Source organism: Stenotrophomonas sp., assembly GCF_050737075.1.
Taxonomy (GTDB): Bacteria; Pseudomonadota; Gammaproteobacteria; order Xanthomonadales; family Xanthomonadaceae; genus Stenotrophomonas.
The window spans coordinates 22128-41244 of the sequence record NZ_JBOHXV010000001.1 but is presented as its reverse complement, the minus strand read 5'-3'; the positions used below and the strand labels follow the sequence as shown (position 1 = coordinate 41244).

The window sequence follows — 19117 nt, the reverse complement described above, 5'->3', positions numbered from 1 at the left end:
GCGCCGCCCACTCACCGGCAGCACGCGCTCACTCTGCCTCGATGGCTGCCGTAGAGGCAAAAAAAGCCAGCCAGGTTTCCCTGGCTGGCTTCATCACTACACACACGTTACGCGTCGGTCAGACCTCGGGCTCAGCGGCCCATGGCGACCTTCTGCTGCTCTTCCTGCACCTGGTTCTGCTGCTGGCTGTTGCTGCCCAGCAGCTGCGCGCTGGTCTGCTCGACCGGCGGCGCGTGGCTCAGGTCCACCGCGGCACGATAGCCCGGCGTGGTGCCCATCACGAAGGCCTTGCCATCCTGCACGGTCACGCTCTGCAGCTTCTCCGCCGAATCGATGCCGGCCTGCTTGGCCTGCAGCGTTACGTTGGCGGCCGCTTCGTTGGAGATGGCAGCGGGCAGCTGGCCACGGATCGCATTGTGCAGCGCCGTGTCCGGATGGCCCTTGTCGCCCAGCAGCGGACCGGCGGCGGTGCGGGTGTCGGCGCCCTGCGACTGCGCGGCGGTCAGCTTGCCGAGGGTGTCGCGGCCCACCACGCCGTCTTCCTTCAGGCCCTGCTGCTTCTGGAAGGCCAGCACCGCGTCGCGGGTGTTGTCGCCGAACTTGCCGTCCTCGGACAGGCGGTTGCCGTTGGCATCGCGCACACCCAGGCGGTTCAGCTCTTCCTGCAGCTTGCCCACCTCGTCGCTGCGGTCGCCCTTGCGCAGGGTGCCGGCCGGTGCATGGTCATGGTCGTGCGCATGACCATGCTTGCCCGCTTCCCGCTGGACGCCCTTGTTCCAGTACGTTTCCGGGTTGATCAGCTTCCCGGCCGGATCCTTCATCTGGTAGTGCACGTGCTGGGCGTACTGGTTCGCGCCCTGCGGGCCACGGCCACCCATGGTGCCGATGGGATCGCCCGGCTGCACGTGCTGGCCGACCTTCACCTTGGTGTCCTGCATGTGCAGGATCTGGTGCGAGTTGCCCTGTGCGTCCTGGATCATCACCGTGCCGTACTTGCCGCCCACCGAGGTCACGGTGCCGGCGATCGGCGCGTGGATGGTCGGGTGCTGCAGGTTGCGCCCGGCCTGGCCGCCCACGTAGTTGAAGTCGCTGCCGCCGTGGCTCTTCTCGCCACGGTGTTCACCGAAGTGCCCGGTGATGTGCGGCTTGACGCCGTTCTGCGGTGGCAGCATCACCTGCATGGTGTGGTCGTACGAGCGTGCCTGGCCGGCCGCATGGCTGGCCGCGCCAGCACCGGCGACGGCGGCAGCAGCGGGCGCTGCGGGCTGCGGCTGGCCCGGGGCATGCGTCGGCGCATGGGTCTGACCCTGGGTCTGGCTAAGGCGCTGGGTGACGAACTGTTCGTACTCATCCAGATGCGGGGCGACTTTGCGGTGCGACAGGCCCAGGCCGCCGTAATCCTTGGTCGGGCCGTCATGGTGATACTTGTAGATGTAGTCTTCGCCCTGCCCACGGTCGCGGGCCAGGTTGCGGTTGTCGACAAAGTGCGCCACCAGTGCGTCCGACTGTGCGTCGACGTCGAAGCGGTTGGCGTTGTTCAGACCGTAGTGCTTGCCGGTCCTGTCGATGAACTGACCCAGGCCGGAGGCCGAGGTGGTGCCGGCGGCAGCGTCGGGATTGAAGCCCGATTCGACGCGGGCGATGGCCAGCACGTGCGCGGTTTCGCGCGGGGTGAGGCCGGCATTACGCGAGGACTCGATCAGCGAGTCGATGACGCGCGACTGTACTTCCGGGGATGCGTCGCCCCAGCGGCGCGATTGGCCATGCAGGGCACGGCTTTCGTCGATCGGCTCGCGATAGTGGCTCCACGATTCGATCTGGCTGCTGCGGTATGCCGCGCCGGGCGGCTGCACCATATTGGTGTAAATGTCGTTAGGCATGTCTGTGCTATCCATTCTATGAGAAAGGGGCTTTCCTTAAGGGGTACCGCTCCTTTGAAGCGTATTGACCACCGGTCAATACCTACCGGAAATCATTTCCGGCCAACGCGCATCGACGTCGTGTCGATGTCCAACTCAGTCTTCCAGGTAGTCCACCTCCGGATGGGTGATGCCGAGCTTGGCGATCAACTGCGAGTACTCGTCATTGTTGGGCGACTGCGCATCGGCTTCGCCGCGCAGTGGCGGGGTGCTGTGGGTCAGCTGCTTGCCGTCGGCGTCGTACAGGTAGAACCATTCGCAGAACGCGCAGCCGAACGGCAGTTCGCCGTACTGCACCACGAAATACGATGCGCCCTTGGTGTCTTCCGCGCAGGCCAGGCCCACGGCGGTGTAGTCACTCATCTCCGCCGGGGCGTCGATGGCACGGCGCTGGCCGTCCTTCTCGATCTCCAGGCGGGTGTGGGTGGTTTCACCGTCCTTGGCCGGCAACGCGGTCAGGTGCAACGTTGCACCTGGGCATTCCTTGTGCATGCCTTTCTCTTCCTGCTGTGTGGGTGAAGGGGTGGCGGCCGCAGCGCTCGCGGGCGCGACGGCGGCATCCGGGGCGGCGGCGCTGCCAGCCGGCCCGGAGGGTGCATTGCACGCAGCCAGCAGCAGGGCCAGCGCGAGCGGAGGAACGAAACGCAAGGTCGACATCACACACTCCGTTGCGGGGCGGCCATGCGCGCACGCGCGCCGGCCGCCTGGATCAGATCGACTCGTCGGTCATTCGTACCAGCTGCCAGCACGGGCGCTGAGCGAAGTAGTACGACTGCTGGTTGCTGGTATCGGGCGTGCGGATGAGCACCTTCATGCTGCCGTCGTCCTGGCGGCTGACCTGCATCTCGCGGCCCATGTCCTTCAAGCCGGACGGATTGGGCATGACCGGCCAGGTCACCTCGCTGAGCGGCACCTTCTCGCTGACCAGCGTGGGCTCATCATGTCCTTCGGTGTCGTAGCGCTCGCTCAGCAGGGGATCGGCAACCGATTTCTCCTGCAGGGCGATCTCACGGCCGAAATGCGGCAGGAAGGTATCGAAGTCCGCGTAGGCACAGGTAGCGGATGCATCGGCTGCGGTGGCCGGTGCAGCAACAGGAGCAGCAGGTGCTGCGGCCACCGGCGCGGCGGCGGCAGGTGCGGCGGCGGCAGGTGCGGCGGGCGCAGTCGGGGCGGCGGCGTCGGGCTTGCACGCGGCCAGCAGGATGCTCAGCGACAGGGCCAGCAAGGTCATGGGGCGAGAGTGGGACAACGGATCCTCCTGATTCGTGTCGTGGCGCACATCACACTACGCCGGGGCGCGTAGCATAGCGGCGCGCCAATGCCATGGCGTTCACATCCCGCCCACGGCCCGGGGCGATAACGACATGCGTGATGCAAAGCACGAAATTAACGTGATGCCCATCACATTGTAAGGGCCGCCAGTCCATTATCCCAAGACGCGATGTCAGCCTTTTGACATCTCCTGCTGCATCCGGTGCCTTGTTCCATGCGAATCCACACGATCCAGCTTCCCGTATCCGATGTTGCTCAGGTAAGCGGTTACTTTGCAGAGGTGCTGCAGTTGCCCCTGCAGGACGACGTGGTGCTGATCGGCTGGACGGCACTGCAACTGCGCCCGGCGGGTAGCGATCCGGTAGGCGGGGTGCACCTGGCCTTCAACGTACCGGCGGATCGCTTCAACGCCGCCACCGAATGGCTGCTGGAGCGCACGCCGCTGCAGCGCAATGCGGCCGGCGAAGCGCACTTCATGTTCGGCGGGCGCTGGGATTCGGAATCCATCTACTTCGACGGGCCCGACGGGCTGATCCTGGAACTGATCGGCCGGCGCCGGCTGCCCGCATCCGGGCGCGTGGGCGCGTTCAACGGCAGCGAGCTGACCTGCGTGAGCGAGGTGGGGCTGCCCACGGCCGATGTGGCGGCACTGGGTGCGCGCGCCGAAGCGGCCTTCGGGCTGGGCTACCTCAGCCCGCCGGTTCCGCATTTCGCCGCCGTGGGCGATGACGAGGGCTTGTTGATCGTGGTGGACGCCACCCGCCGCTGGTTTCCCGAGCAGAAGGTGCTGCCCAACGCGCGCGGCATTGTGGTGACGCTGGGCGATGTGCGCGCCGGCGAACTGGATGACCCCGAGCAGGGCTGGCGTGTGACCGCGCCTGCGGCGGGCTGAGCTGGCACCCGCATTCACCTGCGCCCAGTACATTTGCTGATCCCCGACAGGTAGAAGCGCGGTTGCCGGGGCAACCGGCGGCCAACACAGTGGGAAGGTGCCTCAACGCTGGGTAATGCCGTGGAAAACGCCACCTCCGCGCCCGTCCCTGACCCCACCCAGGCGGACCCTGCGCTTGCGCCGCTGCTGGAGGTGGATGCCAAGCTGGCCAAGCTGGGCAGCAGGATTCGCGTGCTGTCCGGGCTGGCGTGGCCGATCGAGCTGGAGACTCGCTTCCTCGACGCCTGGCGCGCCGGGAAACCGGAAATGCCGGCCCCGCCGACCCAGCCGGTCGACCACGCCGACACCATCGGCGCACTGGACAACATCCTGCAGCACCTGGACCGGGGCCACCCGGTGGGCGACTGGCTGTACCGCACCGCCTGGAGCTACCGCATCGCGGCCATCATGCTGGCCAACATCGGCACACCGCGCTTCACCGAGTGCTCCACGCTGTTGTACGGCCAGCCCGCCACGCAGTACCGCTCGCAGGCCACCACCACCGCGCAGTCGGCGGCGCAGATGCTGGCCATCACCGATCAGCTGATCGGCTCGCAGTACGTGCCCCGCATCCAGTACGAGATTCCCGCCCCGGACTTCTCCGTGCTGCTGCGCCAACGGATCGAGCCCTTCTTCACCGATGACCCGGTCAAGGTGGTGCTGGATACGGAGCTGGCCTCCAAGGCCGCCGCCGGCAGCAAGGTCATCCGCCTGCGCGCCGATGCGCTGTTCTCGACCCTGGACCTGGACCAGCTGGTCGAGCATGAGGCCTTCATCCACTCGGCCACGCTGCTCAATGGCAAGCACCAACCGTGGCTGCGCTGCCTGGGTGCCGGCGCACCGCGCACCACCCGCACGCAGGAGGGGCTGGCGACGTTCTCGGAAATCATCACCGGGGCCATGGACATCAACCGACTGCGGCGGCTGGCGCTGCGCGTTGTACGCCTGCAGGAAGCGCTGGAAGGCGCCGACTTCATCGAGGTGTTCCGCGCATTTCTGGCGGCCGGGCAATCGGAGGTGGACAGCTACCGCAGCGCGGCCCGCATCTTCCGCGGTGGCGACGTCCGCGGCCGGGTGTGCTTCACCAAGGACGGGGCGTACCTGGAGGGGCTGCTGCTGGTCACCGCCTTCATCAAGCGCGCCCTGCATGAGAATCGCGGCGATACGCTGCGCCTGATGTTCTGCGGGCGGGTCGATCTGGGCGACCTGGTGACGCTGGCGCCCTACCGGGACAACGGGCTGATCGCCGCCCCCCGTTACGTGCCGCCGTGGGCGCAGCACCCCGAGCGTGTGCTGGCGACACTGGCCTTCTCGACCGCAGCGCAGGCGATGCGGCTGGATACCTTCGACCTGCAGCGCTTCTCGGCGTATGAAGACGAGTTGATGGCGACCGCTGAACGATGAAGGCCCCGCCGAAGCGGGGCCCTCAGGGGTGATCGATGCCGCCCGCCGTCACTCTTCCTCGTCCTTCCAGCCCTGCTGTTGATTCTGGTTGCGCTGCTGTTCCTGCTGCTGTTGCTGCTGCTCGCGTCCGCGCTCCTGCTGCTCACCACGCTGGCTCTGCGAACTCTGCTTGCGCTGCTGGGACATGTCGGGTCTCCGGATGCCGCGTGCGGAATGCCGCGGTCGGAGCAATCGTGTGCAGCGCTGGGTTAAGGCCGCGTGGCAATTTCCATACAAATTCGTCAATTCCGTGCCGTAATGCATCGGCAATGACTGTGTTATCAACGGCCTCCATGCGCTCCCGGCACGCTTATGCCGTGATGTCATTCCCTGATGACGTTCTCCGGCAGCTAGCGTAGTCATCACCCTGAACACGGATGTCGGCGCAGGCCGGAACGACTGCATTCTGCGCACGCGTTGAAACGCGATTGATCAACTCTCTGCAGCAACCAATCGCGAGATACGCAACCTCTCAAGAACCCAGCGATCCGTTCCAGTTCCCGGGGGCGTTGTGCACCAGTCCGAATGGTGCAGAGCGCCACGTTGACGCTCCATCCTGCGCCACGCAAGGTTGGAACCCATGAACACCCTGCATCCGATTCTGCAACTCGCGGAGATTGCGAACCTGCGCCAGCGAAACTCCTTTCCAGGCGTGATCGCCGACATGGACGAACTCGTCAGGATCAGCGGATTACTGTCCCTTTGTTCCTTGAGGAACGCGTTTCTTCCGCAAGCTGGACTCCAGCTCAGCCACAACGTCCGGAAGTGATGTTCCGCAGATGCGCGCCAGATCTCTCAGCTCGATCACATCCAATCGGCGGCTTCCGCGCTCTACGTCACTGACGTGTGACTGCGTGACGCCTAGCCTCTCGGCAACGTCGCTCTGTGTGAGGCCTGCCTTCATACGCAGGGCGCGCACCAGATCAACAAGCAGCCTGTACTCGGGTCGATGGATGGTTTTCGGCATGACCGCGCATGGTGATGGAGCAGCTGCCAACGCTATATCCAATCTTCCACTATCGGAACCCTCGCTATGTCGTCGTACTCCCACCGCGTTGAGCCTTCCACTCTGCGACTGGCCGACATCGCCAGCGTGCGCCAGGGCCACCCGTTCCGGGGTGCGATCGCCGAGGTTTCCGATGGGCCGGTGCGGGTGATCCAGCTGAAGAACGTGACCGCCTCGGGACTGCACGAACCGCACGCGCTGCTGCGTACGCGGCTGCGCCCGCGCAAGGAGCCGGAGTGGGTACGGCATGAGGACGTCCTGCTGACGGCGCGGGGCAACCGCCCGGTGGCTGCCCTGCTGTGCTCGCCGCCCCCGGACACGGTGTGCACCCCGCACCTCTACGTCATCCGGGTGACGTCAACCTGCACCGTCCTGCCCGCCTTCCTTGCCTGGCAGCTCAACCAGCCGCCGGCGCAGGAACAACTGCGCCGCCAGTCGGCCGGATCACGCCAGAAGAGCGTGCGCAAGATCGCGGTGGAGCAGCTGGTGCTGCGGTTGCCCCCGTTGGCGCAGCAGCGGCGCATCGTCGCCATCGCACGCGCCGCGCAACTGGAGTGCTCCCGCTTGGAAGCCCTCATCGCCGCGCGGCGCCAGGAAATCGCCGCCGTCACCGCACGACTGCTCTGAAGGAGACCTGCATGAGCCGCATACCCCTGCGAGGCGCGCACGCCACGCTTGCTGCCTTGACCTCGGCGCGCGAGGTGCTGGAGGGTGGAGACGACGCCGGCTCCGCTACTCTCCTGCTGCTCGCCTTGCTGCTGCTGAAGATCGCCAGTGATACGACGCCCCGTGAGCCTTCTGCCGATAGCGCGGCATTGGGCGCGGTGCGCTCCCTGCCGCTGCTCGAGGCGCCCAGCCAGGCCCACTTCGAGTACCTGTTCCAGCAGCGTTACACACCCGGCAACGCGCCGCGGTTCATGGCGGCGCTGCGCGTGCTTGCGCAGGCCAACCCCAGCCAGCTGTGCAACCTCTTTCCGAACCTTCGCCTCGAAAATGCCCTGCCGGCCGATGCCGAACGTCGTGACACGGCGTTGAGGCGGCTGCTCGACCGCTTCTGCATCCCGGCGCTGGACTTCCGTGGGCGGCCGCTGGCCCACCGGCCCGACGTCGGCGAGGCCGTGGATCGGATGCTGGAACGCTCGGCCGGGCGGCGTGGCAGTGCAGCCTCACCGCAGGTCCCCGAATCGCTTGCCTGGCTGATGACCGCGCTCACCGATCCCGATACGGATGAGAGCGTGTATGACCCCACCTGTGACGAGGGCAGCCTGCTGCTTGCGGCCGCCCGCTGGGTCAGCGATGCACACGGCGGGCACAGCCGGCTGGGCGCGCATCAATGGCTGCTCTTTGGCCAGGATCGCGATCCCGGGCGCTGTGCGGTCGCACGTCTGCGCCTTGTGCTGCATGGCTTGGCCAATCTTCATATCCTTGCCGGCGAGCCGCTGGAAGAGCCGCTTGTTGACGGCGGGCAGCTCCGGCGCTTCCGCGTCTGCCTGGCATGCCCACCGTTGACCCTGCGCTGGTCACCGGCACGCGGCTACCACGACCCGCACCTTCGCTTCATGCACGCCATCGCGCCGCGTCAGTGGGCGCACGCCGCCCTGGTCCAGCACATGCTCGCCACGTTGGATCCACAGCACGGCCGCATGGCCGTGGTGGTGCCACATGGGGTGCTGTTCCGCGATGGCGCCGAGGCCTGCCTGCGGCTGGCATGGCTGGAGGCGAATCTGGTGGAAACCGTGATCTGCCTGCCTGATCGGCTGTTTGCCGGCACTCCCGTGGCCACTGCGCTGCTGGTGATGCGCGCGGCTCGCCGCGACGCCGCCGTGCTGTTCGTCGATGGATCTGCGCTCTGCAAGCCCGGTACCCGCAAACCGCGACTGGATGCGACCGCCGCCGAAGATATCCGTCGCATCTGCGCCGATCGCGCCAGCGTACCCGGCATCGCACATCTCGTTCGGACGGACGAGGTAGCAGCGAGCGGCGGCAGCTTGAGCGTAGCGCGCTACGTGCAGCCGGCGCCGGCCTCCTCTACGGCGGCCGACTTTGCCGCGCACAGGCAGCACCGGATTGCGCTGACCGCGCAGCTCGACGAGATTCAGCAGGCATTGAATGCAGAGCTGGAGGCATTGGCGCTGGAGCTCTCCGAGGCTGAGTGAACCGCCAGGTGCTGCCTGCACGCACGTACGCGTCGATGATTGGCTGTGACTATGTAGTTTTGCCAATGGATCAAAAGATTTGCTGCGTTGCGCCTTGGCCAACGCAGGAACCGGAATGATGCACACAACCGGCCACGCATCGGATCGAACACACTGGGCCATGCATATCACCGGCCCGCACTTTCGCACTCGCAATGCGCTGCTCCCCCTGATCGCGGAGCCAGCGGCATGATCAATTCCCTGCCAAACGATGAGGTGCGGCGCTCGGTGGTGGGCTGGCTGCGTCGGCTGGGGTGGAACTACCTGACAGAAGCGGCACTGGCGCCACTGCGTGACGCACAAGGCAGCCCTGTACTGGAGAAGCGCCTGCTGCCCTGGTTGCGACGGTACCGATTCGAGTGGAAGGATCAGCAGGTGCCGCTCGCACCCGACTCTCTCCCGGAGATCATCGAACGCGTGGCGGCGTGCTGCCACCTGCGCGACTGGCTCAGCGCCAGCAACGCGCTTCATCACCTGCTGCTTGAGGGTGTGCCGTCAGAGCAGACAATGCCCGACGGTAGCCGGGTCCTGCTGCAGGTACCGCTGGTCGACGGGGTGAATGTGCTACGCAATCACTGGGATGTCGCCGAGGCCACTTACGGCCTGCCGCCCTGCGGCGCGCCGGACATCCGCGAACTGGTGGGCTACGTCAATGGCCTGCCGCTGGTGGTGGTGGCGTGCGTGGAGCGCGACCGGCAGCGGCGCTGGGGCACGGCGGCGGAGGGTATCAAGCACCTGTGGCGCGGGATGCTCTCCGGCAACATCGATCCTCCCCCATTGCAGGCACAGCTGTTGCTGAGCATGGAGCGTCGCGGTGGCCGTTACGCCACCGTGGGCACGCCGCAGCATGCGTGGGTCCGCTGGCGCGAACACGGATGGAACGCGGCGGTGCAGGCGCAACCGCGCGATGCGGCGGTGCCGTTCGTCGACGATCCGCTGGAATCGCCACGGTCTGCGCATGCCGAGCTGCTCCACGGCCTGCTGGCGCGTACCCGGCTGCTGCAGGTGCTACGTGGCTTCGTGCGTGTTGGCCCCGACGGCGGCCGTTGCATCGCCCGGTCTGCGCAGTTCTTCGCCGTGCAGCAAGCACTGCAGGCACTGCGCACGGTGGACGCCAACGGCCGACGCAGTGGCGGGCAGCTCTGTCTGGCGGCCGGCTCGGGTCTTCGGCAGACGCGGCAATGGCTGCTGCAGGCCTTGGCTGTCGAACCCGGCCTGCCGGCGCTTCGCGTGTTGGTACCGGTTACGCGCAGCGCCGCGTCGGCGCGGCAACCGCGAGGAAAGGCCTGCGACCCGCTCCCCGCCTGCGAGGTGGACGAGCTGCTTGCCGGGTGTGCGCCGTCTTCGCTCGAGGTGCCGCTACGTGTCCTGCACCGGTGGGCGCGCGGCGTCGCTGAGCCCGTCCAACGCAACGACCTGGTCCTGCTGGTGGACGCCGATTTCTGGACGAGCGACCCGAAGGAGTTGCGCGGTTTGCGGCACGCGCTGCCCGGCTCAGGATGGCTCACTCTCGCCGCGCACCCCGTCGCCACGCGCGCGCCCGACCTCGACCCAGGCGCGGGACTGTTCCACTACCCCCCGCGCCAGGCGGTGGAGGATGGCGTCGTGGTGCCCGTCTGGACCGACGGCCCGCTCCTTGCAGATGCCGCGCTTCACGTTCCACCTCCGCGTGACGCCGACGCGGCCAAGGCCCTGCACAGCGCGCGCATGGCGCCGGTCATCGCACAGCACTTCCATCGCTTCGTCCGCCTGGCCAAACGTGACCTGCGGGCACTGCTGCTGGTGGACTCCCAGCAGCAAGCGCAGCACTACCAGCACGCCTTCGCAGTGGAAGGGAACCTGCGTGTCGAGGCGATCAGGTACGACGCCTACGGCGTCCCGAGGAATCGTCCCCGCCGCGCCGTGCCACCCGAAGTCGAACTGATCATCGCCCATGGCGCACTGCCCACGGCGCGGGACCCACGGCTGGCGCTGCTGTACATCGACCGTGCCCTGGCAGGCGCCGAGCGGCTGCGGGCCGTCGGGATGACCACGTCACCCCACCCGGACAAGCACGCAGCGCTGTTGGTGGACCTCCATGACGCGCCGATGGAGCACGCGATGCAACACCCCCAAGCGCCCTCTTGGGACTGGGTGCCCGCGCCGCTGGCGGCGGACCCGCAGCTGCTGTCCTCCCAGCGCAGGCGCCTGCACGTGCTGATGCCGGTGGATGCCGACGAGGACTTCCATGCCTGCCTTGACCACCTCGCCCCCCACTGGGCGCTGACCTCCCAGGGCGGTGATGTTGACCGGCACCGCCGGCGGCGTGACCTGCTGCATAGCCGGGTCACCGCCTTCGGGCGGCGCCTGCAGATCGTGGCCGCGGCCGAGACCACCGGGGGAGGGATGCCGTCCGCCCCGCTGGGCGCTCAGTACCGCCGCGAACTGCACCGCTACTCGCTGCTGCGCGATGCGGCCAGCCACGAGGCGCTGGAGCTGGGGCGTTATGGGGCCGAGGATGTGCGTGTGCGGCACTGGGCACGCGAACAGGCGCCGGAGGTGCGCGAGCTGGAGGCCGACTATCTGATGCTGCGCGCCACCGAACGACCGGACGCTTCCGCCGCGCAACGCGCGAACCAGCTTTACACCCAGCTGCGGCTGCGCCTGGACGACCCCGCCGAGGAGCCGCGTTTCGTGGACCCGGCGCGGCACGCGTTGTTGCAGGTGCCGTCAGAGGGTGTCGACCCGGATGCCCGCCTGCAGGCGCTGATCGGTTTGGACAGTGCGCAGCGCTCACCGCTTGGCGCCGGCGATGCGGCACCGTGCTCTCGCGGCCTGTTGCTGCTGGGTGGGTTTGCCGACGTGGCGACAAACCCGGATCTGTATCGCCGGATGGGCGCCCAGATCGATGCGCTGGTAGCGGACGCGCGCCCGATGCCGCCGCAGGTGTTCAGGGACATGCTCCGAGCCGCGTTGCCGCCGCTGCTTCAGGGCTGCCTGGAGTCCGACCAGGTCCACGCGGTGGTGGACGCGGTACTGGCCCGGGCACCGCACTGGTCGGCCGCCGACTGAGCCGCCTGCGGCACTGCGGGCTTACGGCATGACCGGGGGCACATAGGCCAGGGTCATGCCGAGCAGCCAGAGCAGGCCCAGCACCAGTGGGATGTGCACCAGCAGCTGGATGAAGGTGAAGCCGACGATATCGCGCGCCTTCAGCCCCAACACACCCAGCAGCGGCAGCATCCAGAACGGGTTGATCAGGTTGGGCAACGCCTCTGCGGCGTTGTAGACCTGCACCGCCCAGCCCAGGTGCGCCTGCAGTTCGTTCGCCGCCTGCATCACGTACGGCGCCTCGATGATCCACTTGCCGCCACCGGACGGCACGAAGAAGCCGAGCACCGCCGAGTAGACGCCCATCACCAGTGCGAACGTGTCGGTGGTGGCGATGTGGACGAACACGCTGGACAGCCGATGCGCCAGCGTCTCGCCGCCGCTGCCGACCGCATGGGTGAGAATCATGGCGATGCCGCCGTACAGCGGGAACTGGATCAGTACGCCGGTAGTGCTGGGCACCGCCTTGGCCACCGCATTGAGGAAGCTGCGCGGGCGCCAGTGCAGCAGCAGGCCGAGCGAGATGAACAGGAAGTTGTAGGTGTTGAGGTTGGCGATCGCGGTGACCACCGGCTTGCTGGCGAATTCGCTGAACAACCAACCGAACGCCAGCAGCGACAGCAGGATGGTCAGCAGCGGGCTGTACTCCAGCCATTCGCCGGCGCGCGTGCGCGGCTGCAGCGGTTGCGGCTCGGCCTGCGCGGCGCCGTCGAACTCACGCGCGGTGCGCGCGGTGGCCGGGCCCGGCGCGGTCAACCAGGCGATCAGCAGCGATACCCCGATCAACGCGGCCGTCAGTGCGATGGACTGCCACAGGAAAATGGTCTCGGTGAAGGGCAGCACGCCGGTGATCTCCACCAGGCCGGGCGGCATGCTGGCCGGGTTGGCCTGCAGCTGCGCGGCCGAGGAGCTCAGGCCCATCGCCCATACCGCGCCCAGGCCCAGATAGGCCGACGCACCGGCGGCGCGGTAGTCCATCTTGAGGTCTTCGCGGCGCGCCAGCGCGCGCACCAGCAATCCGCCGAACACCAGCGAAAAGCCCCAGCTGAGCAGCGAGGCCAGCATGCTGACCAGGCCCACGTACACCACTGCACCGCGACCGGTACGCGGCACCCGCGCCAGCAGTTCGATGAAGCGCGCCACCACGGGCGCGGTGGCGACCGCGTAGCCGCCAATCACCACGAAGGCCATCTGCATGGTGAAGGGGATCAGCGTCCAGAAGCCGTCGCCGAACGCGCGCGCGGTAGCCTGTGGGCTGGCCCCGAAGCCCATGGCCGCAACGGCGACGATGACCACGCCGAGCACCGCGAACACGTACGCGTCGGGGAACCACTTCTCCGCCCAGGCGGCCGAACGCAGCGCCAAGCGTGCCATCCAGCCGTCATGTGCCGCTGCAGATACGTTGCTCGCCATGCCCCACCCTCCCACAGTCATCAATCGGTAGCCCCCGACCGTTGGTCGGGTGACTGGTCAGCCGGTCGCCAATGCCGCCGCGATACCCGCGAACAACGCCGCGCCCACCCAGTTGTTGTGCAGGAAGGCCTTGAAGCACGGATCACGCTCGCGCTTGCGGGCAAGCCAGAATTCGTACGCGATCAGCCCGGCGGCAACGGCCACGCCCAGCCAGTAGTAACCGCCCAGCCCGCCCCGCACGCCCACCAGGGCCATGGTGCCGAGGAACAGCGCGTACAGGATGCCCTGGATGACCAGATCCAGATCGCCGAACAGGATGGCGGTCGAATGCGACCCCATCTTCAGGTCGTCGTCGCGGTCCACCATGGCGTACCAGGTGTCGTAGGCCGTGGACCAGAGGATGTTGGCGCCATACAGCAGCCAGCCGATGACCGGCACTTCGCCCTTCACGGCGGCAAACGCCATCGGGATGCCCCAGCCGAAGGCCACGCCCAGGTACACCTGCGGCAGATGGGTGTAACGCTTCAGGTAGGGGTAGCTGGCAGCCAGGAAGATGCCGATGAAACTCATGCCGATGGTCAGCGCGTTCAGGGTCAGCACCAGCGCGAACGCCACCAGCATCAACCCGGCAAACAGCACCAGCGCCTCGCGGCCGGACACCCGGCCACTGGCCAGCGGCCGGTCCTTGGTGCGCTTGACGTGCGGGTCGAGCCAGCGGTCGGCGTAGTCATTGATCACGCAGCCGGCCGAACGCGTCAGCCAGACGCCGGCCGTGAACACGAACAGGGTCCACAGCGGCGGCAGCCCACCGGACGCCAGCCACAGCGCCCACCAGGTAGGCCACAGCAGCAGCAGGGTGCCGATCGGGCGATCGGCGCGCATCAGTTTCCAGTACTGGCCCCAACGCGACGGTGGGGCACCGGCGGGGGCGTCAAAACGTTCGTAAGCCATGCGTAAAGGATACCGCCAAGGCCGCCGTCGGGCGTTGTACGACGCGTTTCGCCCCAGGGGGCAGACCTGCGCCGCGTTTACGGATAGAATGCCCGTCCCGCACCGCCTCAAGGCGCTGCGATGCCCGCCCCGGCCTGGCCGGCGGCACGGCGGTTCCAATATGCGCTCGTAGCTCAGCCGGATAGAGTAGTGGCTTCCGAAGCCATTGGTCGGGGGTTCGAATCCCTCCGGGCGCACCACCTCGTTCGAATTCCTGTTTCGCCGGATATGCCGGGCAGCTACGCAGAGCGTGGCGCTACCGGTCGGTTTTGGCGTGCGTGCAGCCACGCAGGGCGTGGCTCTACGGTGCGCGTGCTTTTCCCGGTAGAGCCACGCCCTGCGTGGCTGCGGGGTGCCGGACGGCAAACGGCGGGGCGGAGCCCGGCGTTGCGCGGGATCAGGTCAATACGTGCCGTCGAACGCGAAGATCGGCTTGCGCTGCTTCCACAGGCCGGCGGTGAAGTCCGGGAATTCCAGCGTCTGGAAGCTGTTGGCGATGGACTGCTCGGACAGCGGGGTGATCGCGCTCCAGGTGATGGCGTCGTAGATGTCGATCGGCATCGGGGCCTTGGCCTTGAGCGCCTCCACGAACGCGTGGATCACGAACCAGTCCATGCCGCCGTGACCGGCGCTGGCGGCGGTGTCGGCGTGCTGCTTCCACAGCGGGTGCTCGTACTGGTCCTGGTAGGCCTGGAACGGTTCCCACTTGTGCGGCGGGCTGCGGCCCTCGATGTGGATGGACTGGTTCACATCCATCCACAAACCGTGGGTGCCCTGCACACGGAAGCCCAGCGAGTACGGACGCGGCAGCGAGGTGTCGTGCTGCAGCAGGATGGTCTCGCCGTTTTCGCAGGCCAGGGTGGTGGTGACGATGTCGCCGAGCTTGAAGTTCACCTTGGTGCTGGGATGGGTGGTGCCACCGCTCTTGGCCACGGTGTACTCGTGCAGGCCGCGCGCCTTGCTGGCGAACGCATTGATGTGGGTGAAGCGGTTGCCGCGGTTGATGCCGGTGTACATGGCGCACGGGCCGATGCCGTGGCTGGGGTACAGCTCGCCGTTGCGGTCCACCGAATGCTGGGTGCGCCAGCGTGCTTCGGACCAGGCATGCGGGCCGAACTCCACGCCGCTGTCATACGGCTGCGACGGATCGCCGGAGTTGAACTTCACCCCGCGCAGGTCGTGCTGGTAGCCGGCCTGCAGGTGCACCAGCTCGCCGAACAGCCCCTTGCGCACCATCTGCAGTGCGGCCATCACGTCGCGGCGGTAGCAGACGTTTTCCAGCAGCATGTACGGCGTGCCGGTGCTGAGCTGGGTCTTGAGCACGTCCCAGTGGTCCTGCAGGGTGATGCCGGCAACCACTTCACAGCCGACCGCGACCTTGGCCTGCATGGCGGCGATCGCCATCGGGGCGTGGTACTCCCACGGCGTGGCGATGATGACGCCGTCCAGGCCGCGCTGTTCGAGCAGGCGCTTCCACGCGTTGCGGTCGCCGTCTTGGCCGTAGGCGGTGGGCGCCTTCTTGCCGGCCTTGGCCACCATGTCCATGCCGCGCTTGAGCATGATCGGTTCGATGTCGCACAGCGCGACCACTTCGACGTCGTCGCGGCGGACCAGCTCCTTCAGCAGCACCTGGCCGCGCATGCCGGTGCCGATCAGGCCCAGCCGCAGCGTGCGGCCGCGCGCCCAGGCCGGGGTTTCCGGCAGCAGGCTGGTGGCAGCCAAGGCCGCGCTGGCGGCAATGAATTCCCTACGCTTCATGGAACGTTACTCCTGTGGAATCGCGCCGGCGTGCGCCGGCGCATTGGAACGATCAGAACTTGTAGCCGACCTGCAGACTGTAGCTGCGGCCGAAGATGCTGGCATAGTCACTGGAGTCACCCAGGAAGCTGTTCGGGTCGTAGAACGGCAGACGGTTGAACAGGTTCTTGACCGTGAAGCCCAGGCTCCAGTGGTCGTCCGGGCGCCAGCCCACGCTCAGGTTGGCGGTCCACCACGACGGCACGCCGTCGCACTGGGACGGATTGACCGGAAGGAAGCCGGCGGTGCAGGTCTCCGGGTTGTTGTCCTCAGCGTCGATCTGGTCCCAGGCCCATTTGGTGGTGCCCACGTAGTTGATGAAGAAGCTGGTGGTGACCTGCTTGTAGGACCAGTCGGCATTCAACGTGGCACGCAGGCGCGGGTTGCCGTAGTAGCCGATGGTGTTGCCGTAGTACCAGCGGGTTTCGTCGTCCGTGTAGGTTTCCTTGCGACGCGCGATGGTGGCGGCCAGGCCGATGTTCAGACTGCCCCAGTCGCCCAGCGAGAAGCGGCTGCGTGCGTCGATGTCGAAGCCATCCACCAGCGTTCGGCCCTGGTTCTTGTATTGGCCCACGACACTGGAGACATTGCCCACGCTGTAGCCGGGCAGTGTCGTCGGACAGCTCACGCCACTGGCCGGCTCGGCGCACATGGCCGCCAGCGCCGCCTGATTGGCGCGGTCGGAATCGGTGATCGGCGAGCGCGACATCGAGAGGATGTCTTCGTCCTTGCTGTAGTCCGGTGCGGCGATCTCGTTGCGGCGGTAGATGAACCAGTAGTCGGCCGAGATCGACATCCAGCTGGCCGGTTCGTATACGAAGCCCAGCGTGGAGATCTTGGCCTTTTCCGGCTTCAGGTCCGGGTTGGGCTGGGTCATGCGCGCGACAGTACGGCTGCAATCGCTGTTGAGCAGGCTATTGCCCAGATCCACGTCGCCAGTACGGCTGGACTGACGCAGCAGGTTGGCGATCGCGTTGGTCTCGTCGCAGCGGACTTCATCGCGGTAGCCACCGAGCTGGGCGAACACGCCGCCGGTGCCGGCCTCGGCCAGACTGGGTGCGCGGAAGCCTTCCGAATATGTGCCTCGCAGCAGCAACTGCGGCAGGACCTGGTACTTCAGGCCGATCTTTGGCGCAAGGTTGGCGCTGAAGTTGGGGTACTTGTCCACGCGCAGCGCGGCGTCCAGTTCCAGTTTATCGGTCAGCGGTGCAACCGCTTCAGCGAACAACGCATAGGTGTTGCGCTTGCCATCGAACCAGGAGCCGCCCTGCTGGGTGATCAGGCCGTTGGCCGCGTCCGGATTACCGGGCGTGTAGAACGTTTCGCGGGTTGCATTGAAACCGAATGCGGCACGGACGTCACCGGCTGGCAGGCTGAACAGCGGGCCTTCGATCTTGCCATCAAGGGTATGCAGGCGCGTCCACGACTGGATGTCGAAGGTCGGGAAGGCTTCACGGATCAACGCGGCGTTGGCCTCGCTGATTTCACCGAACTTGTACGCCGGGTGGTCGGAGATGATGATCCGGCCGGTGCCCGGGTCGGTGGTGTACGGGCCAAACGCGCGCTCGAAGCCTTCCAGATTCACGTTGGTCGTCTGGTAAGTGACAGAGTGGGTACCGGCGGTGGCGAAGGCAGTCTCCCAGTTCCAGTCGTCGCCCAAGCTGCCGCGCAGGCCGGCGAGCACCCGGTAGCTCTGGTCGGTGTTGCGCTGGCCGAAGTGGTTGGCGCCGACGTCCTGCAGCAGGTACTGCAGGCCCACCACGCCGCCCATCAGCGCCCTGAGTTCCGGGCTCGCGTGGTTGTACTCGTTGTTCGGCCCCAGGTAGGGGTACAGGAACTGATTGACGGTGGTACCGGTGTTGCGCGAGAACCAGCTGGTCGGGTTACCGGTTGTGGTGCCGTAGGCGCGCGGCGTGCCACCGTTGGCGGTCAGGTCGATGTCGGTGTAGGTCGCCTCGGCGAAAGCTTCCGTGGTCTCGCCCAGCAGGAAATGCCCATTGAGGTAGATGGTGTTGCGCTCGGTCTTGGCGCCGGCATCAATCTCGTTGTTCATCCAGGTCTGCCAGATACAGCGCGGACCCGCGGCTTCGGTGGTGAGCACGGTGTTGCAGCCCGGAGCCGCCTCCTGCACTTTTGCGCCGGTGACCGGATCGAAGGCGAAGTAGCTGCCCGGGTTGAATACACCCGGCTTGCTGCCGGTACCCAGGCGCAGGTTGGTGATGTAGTTCGGATTGTTGACGTAGTACTGGCTCGGCCGCTTGTCGTAGAAATCACTGAGCGGAATCGCATCACGGCGATACAGATTCACCGAGGCGTACACGTTGTAGCGGTCTTCATCCAGGTCACCGAAGCCGGCGGTGATGCTGCCCTGCTGCTCGCCGTAGGAATCGATGCGCGAGGACTTGTCGGCGGTGACGTTGATCTCCGCACCCTGGTAGGAGCGCTTGGTGATCACGTTGATCACGCCGGCCACGGCATCGGTACCGTACACGGCCGAGGCGCCGTCGGTCAGCACTTCCATGCGTTCGATGGCGGCGGCCGGAATGGCGTCGATGTTGACGAACTGGGTCTGGAAGCCGGCCGGCGCGCCGTAGTACGACAGGCGGCGGCCATTGAGCAGCACCAGCGTGCCCTGCGCACCCAGGCCGCGCAGATTGGCCTGCGAGGCACCGTCGGAGCCGGTGAACAGCGAGCGCGAATCCTGCTGCCCGGGGCGTGCGGCGGGCAGGTTGTCGAGCACCTGCAGCAGCGTGCGCGCGCCCATGTTCTCGATGTCCTGCTTGCTGATCACCTGTACCGGCGAGGACGTTTCCACATCGCTGCGGCGGATGTTGGAGCCGGTGACCTGCACGCGTGCCAGTTCGGTGGCATTGGCCTTGGCCTTGCCTTCGGTGGCGGTGTCGTCGTCCTGGGCAAGCGCCGGACCGCTCACGGCCAGGGCAAGCCCCAGCGCGACGGACAAGGGTGTAGCGGGGATGCGGCGATGGCGATGGCGTTCGTTCAACATCTTTGGCTCCTTGTGCATTCCGCAGCGTGGGGCTGCCTGGGTGGGTTCTTTCGG

At 66.9% G+C, this 19117-nt stretch carries 15 protein-coding genes and 1 tRNA gene; 7 read left to right on the top strand and 9 right to left on the bottom strand.

Annotated features, from left to right (window positions below):
* Positions 1-131 precede the first annotated feature (131 nt).
* The 3 genes from ACREPD_RS00180 to ACREPD_RS00170 all read right to left on the bottom strand — a co-directional run bounded on the left by ACREPD_RS00180 (position 132) and on the right by ACREPD_RS00170 (position 3168).
* Positions 132-1880 carry a peptidoglycan-binding protein gene (locus tag ACREPD_RS00180; RefSeq protein ID WP_431597406.1) on the bottom strand — a complete coding sequence of 583 codons (1749 nt, stop codon included), beginning with the start codon at positions 1878-1880 and terminating at the stop codon, positions 132-134.
* Between the two features lie 135 nt (positions 1881-2015).
* A complete protein-coding gene (locus tag ACREPD_RS00175; protein WP_431597405.1) occupies positions 2016-2576 on the bottom strand; it encodes a hypothetical protein in 561 nt (186 codons plus the stop codon).
* Between the two features lie 52 nt (positions 2577-2628).
* Positions 2629-3168, bottom strand: coding sequence for a hypothetical protein (locus ACREPD_RS00170; RefSeq protein WP_431597404.1), 540 nt, complete (start codon positions 3166-3168; stop codon positions 2629-2631).
* Between the two features lie 237 nt (positions 3169-3405).
* Here ACREPD_RS00170 and ACREPD_RS00165 point away from each other — a divergent pair, with 237 nt between their 5' ends.
* Both ACREPD_RS00165 and ACREPD_RS00160 read left to right on the top strand, forming a co-directional pair.
* Positions 3406-4083 (top strand): VOC family protein, encoded by a 678-nt coding sequence (locus ACREPD_RS00165; protein WP_431597403.1) that lies wholly within the window; start codon positions 3406-3408, stop codon positions 4081-4083.
* A gap of 120 nt (positions 4084-4203) precedes the next feature.
* The gene (locus ACREPD_RS00160; RefSeq protein ID WP_431597402.1) at positions 4204-5526 is read left to right on the top strand and encodes a flavohemoglobin expression-modulating QEGLA motif protein; all 1323 of its coding nucleotides are present in this window, start codon (positions 4204-4206) and stop codon (positions 5524-5526) included.
* 48 nt (positions 5527-5574) lie between these two features.
* Here ACREPD_RS00160 and ACREPD_RS00155 read toward each other — a convergent pair whose 3' ends face one another.
* The gene (locus ACREPD_RS00155) at positions 5575-5712 is read right to left on the bottom strand and encodes a hypothetical protein (RefSeq protein WP_421567865.1); all 138 of its coding nucleotides are present in this window, start codon (positions 5710-5712) and stop codon (positions 5575-5577) included.
* 433 nt (positions 5713-6145) lie between these two features.
* Here ACREPD_RS00155 and ACREPD_RS00150 point away from each other — a divergent pair, with 433 nt between their 5' ends.
* A complete protein-coding gene (locus tag ACREPD_RS00150) occupies positions 6146-6334 on the top strand; it encodes a hypothetical protein (protein WP_431597499.1) in 189 nt (62 codons plus the stop codon).
* Here ACREPD_RS00150 and ACREPD_RS00145 read toward each other — a convergent pair.
* The gene (locus ACREPD_RS00145; protein WP_431597493.1) at positions 6257-6469 is read right to left on the bottom strand and encodes a helix-turn-helix domain-containing protein; all 213 of its coding nucleotides are present in this window, start codon (positions 6467-6469) and stop codon (positions 6257-6259) included. The genes ACREPD_RS00150 and ACREPD_RS00145 overlap by 78 nt on opposite strands.
* Before the next feature lie 129 nt (positions 6470-6598).
* Here ACREPD_RS00145 and ACREPD_RS00140 point away from each other — a divergent pair, with 129 nt between their 5' ends.
* The 3 genes from ACREPD_RS00140 to ACREPD_RS00130 all read left to right on the top strand — a co-directional run bounded on the left by ACREPD_RS00140 (position 6599) and on the right by ACREPD_RS00130 (position 11817).
* On the top strand, positions 6599-7198 hold the full coding sequence (locus tag ACREPD_RS00140; RefSeq protein ID WP_431597401.1) for a restriction endonuclease subunit S: 600 nt from the start codon (positions 6599-6601) through the stop codon (positions 7196-7198).
* A gap of 11 nt (positions 7199-7209) precedes the next feature.
* A complete protein-coding gene (locus ACREPD_RS00135; protein ID WP_431597400.1) occupies positions 7210-8727 on the top strand; it encodes an N-6 DNA methylase in 1518 nt (505 codons plus the stop codon).
* A 228-nt stretch (positions 8728-8955) separates the two neighbouring features.
* Entirely contained in the window at positions 8956-11817 is a 2862-nt protein-coding gene (locus tag ACREPD_RS00130; protein ID WP_431597399.1) for a hypothetical protein, read from the top strand.
* Positions 11818-11838: 21 nt separating this feature from the next.
* On the opposite strand, the gene ACREPD_RS00125 is transcribed toward ACREPD_RS00130, so the two are convergent.
* Both ACREPD_RS00125 and ubiA read right to left on the bottom strand, forming a co-directional pair.
* On the bottom strand, positions 11839-13230 hold the full coding sequence (locus tag ACREPD_RS00125; RefSeq protein WP_431597492.1) for a short-chain fatty acid transporter: 1392 nt from the start codon (positions 13228-13230) through the stop codon (positions 11839-11841).
* A gap of 96 nt (positions 13231-13326) precedes the next feature.
* Complete coding sequence (ubiA, locus tag ACREPD_RS00120) at positions 13327-14220, bottom strand: 4-hydroxybenzoate octaprenyltransferase (RefSeq protein WP_431597398.1); 894 nt, start codon at positions 14218-14220, stop codon at positions 13327-13329.
* Between the two features lie 162 nt (positions 14221-14382).
* On the opposite strand from ubiA, the gene ACREPD_RS00115 reads away from it, so the two are divergent.
* A tRNA-Arg gene (locus tag ACREPD_RS00115) sits at positions 14383-14459 on the top strand.
* 202 nt (positions 14460-14661) lie between these two features.
* Here the strand turns inward: ACREPD_RS00115 and ACREPD_RS00110 are convergent.
* Positions 14662-16017, bottom strand: a complete 1356-nt coding sequence (locus ACREPD_RS00110) for a Gfo/Idh/MocA family protein (protein ID WP_431597397.1) — start codon at positions 16015-16017, stop codon at positions 14662-14664.
* Positions 16018-16069: 52 nt separating this feature from the next.
* Positions 16070-19063: a TonB-dependent receptor domain-containing protein gene (locus ACREPD_RS00105; RefSeq protein ID WP_431597396.1), complete on the bottom strand. Its 2994-nt coding sequence runs from the start codon at positions 19061-19063 to the stop codon at positions 16070-16072.
* Positions 19064-19117 lie beyond the last annotated feature (54 nt).

Excerpts from the sequence above, each read along its gene's own strand:
- ACREPD_RS00180 (WP_431597406.1), bottom strand. The coding sequence starts at position 1,880 with ATGCCTAACGACATTTACACCAATATGGTGCAGCCGCCCGGCGCGGCA.
- ACREPD_RS00175 (WP_431597405.1), bottom strand. The coding sequence starts at position 2,576 with ATGTCGACCTTGCGTTTCGTTCCTCCGCTCGCGCTGGCCCTGCTGCTG.
- ACREPD_RS00165 (WP_431597403.1), top strand. The coding sequence starts at position 3,406 with ATGCGAATCCACACGATCCAGCTTCCCGTATCCGATGTTGCTCAGGTA.
- ACREPD_RS00155 (WP_421567865.1), bottom strand. The coding sequence starts at position 5,712 with ATGTCCCAGCAGCGCAAGCAGAGTTCGCAGAGCCAGCGTGGTGAGCAG.
- ACREPD_RS00150 (WP_431597499.1), top strand. The coding sequence starts at position 6,146 with ATGAACACCCTGCATCCGATTCTGCAACTCGCGGAGATTGCGAACCTG.
- ACREPD_RS00145 (WP_431597493.1), bottom strand. The coding sequence starts at position 6,469 with ATGAAGGCAGGCCTCACACAGAGCGACGTTGCCGAGAGGCTAGGCGTC.
- ACREPD_RS00140 (WP_431597401.1), top strand. The coding sequence starts at position 6,599 with ATGTCGTCGTACTCCCACCGCGTTGAGCCTTCCACTCTGCGACTGGCC.
- ACREPD_RS00135 (WP_431597400.1), top strand. The coding sequence starts at position 7,210 with ATGAGCCGCATACCCCTGCGAGGCGCGCACGCCACGCTTGCTGCCTTG.
- ACREPD_RS00130 (WP_431597399.1), top strand. The coding sequence starts at position 8,956 with ATGATCAATTCCCTGCCAAACGATGAGGTGCGGCGCTCGGTGGTGGGC.
- ACREPD_RS00125 (WP_431597492.1), bottom strand. The coding sequence starts at position 13,230 with ATGGCACGCTTGGCGCTGCGTTCGGCCGCCTGGGCGGAGAAGTGGTTC.
- ubiA (WP_431597398.1), bottom strand. The coding sequence starts at position 14,220 with ATGGCTTACGAACGTTTTGACGCCCCCGCCGGTGCCCCACCGTCGCGT.
- ACREPD_RS00110 (WP_431597397.1), bottom strand. The coding sequence starts at position 16,017 with ATGAAGCGTAGGGAATTCATTGCCGCCAGCGCGGCCTTGGCTGCCACC.
- ACREPD_RS00105 (WP_431597396.1), bottom strand. The coding sequence starts at position 19,063 with ATGTTGAACGAACGCCATCGCCATCGCCGCATCCCCGCTACACCCTTG.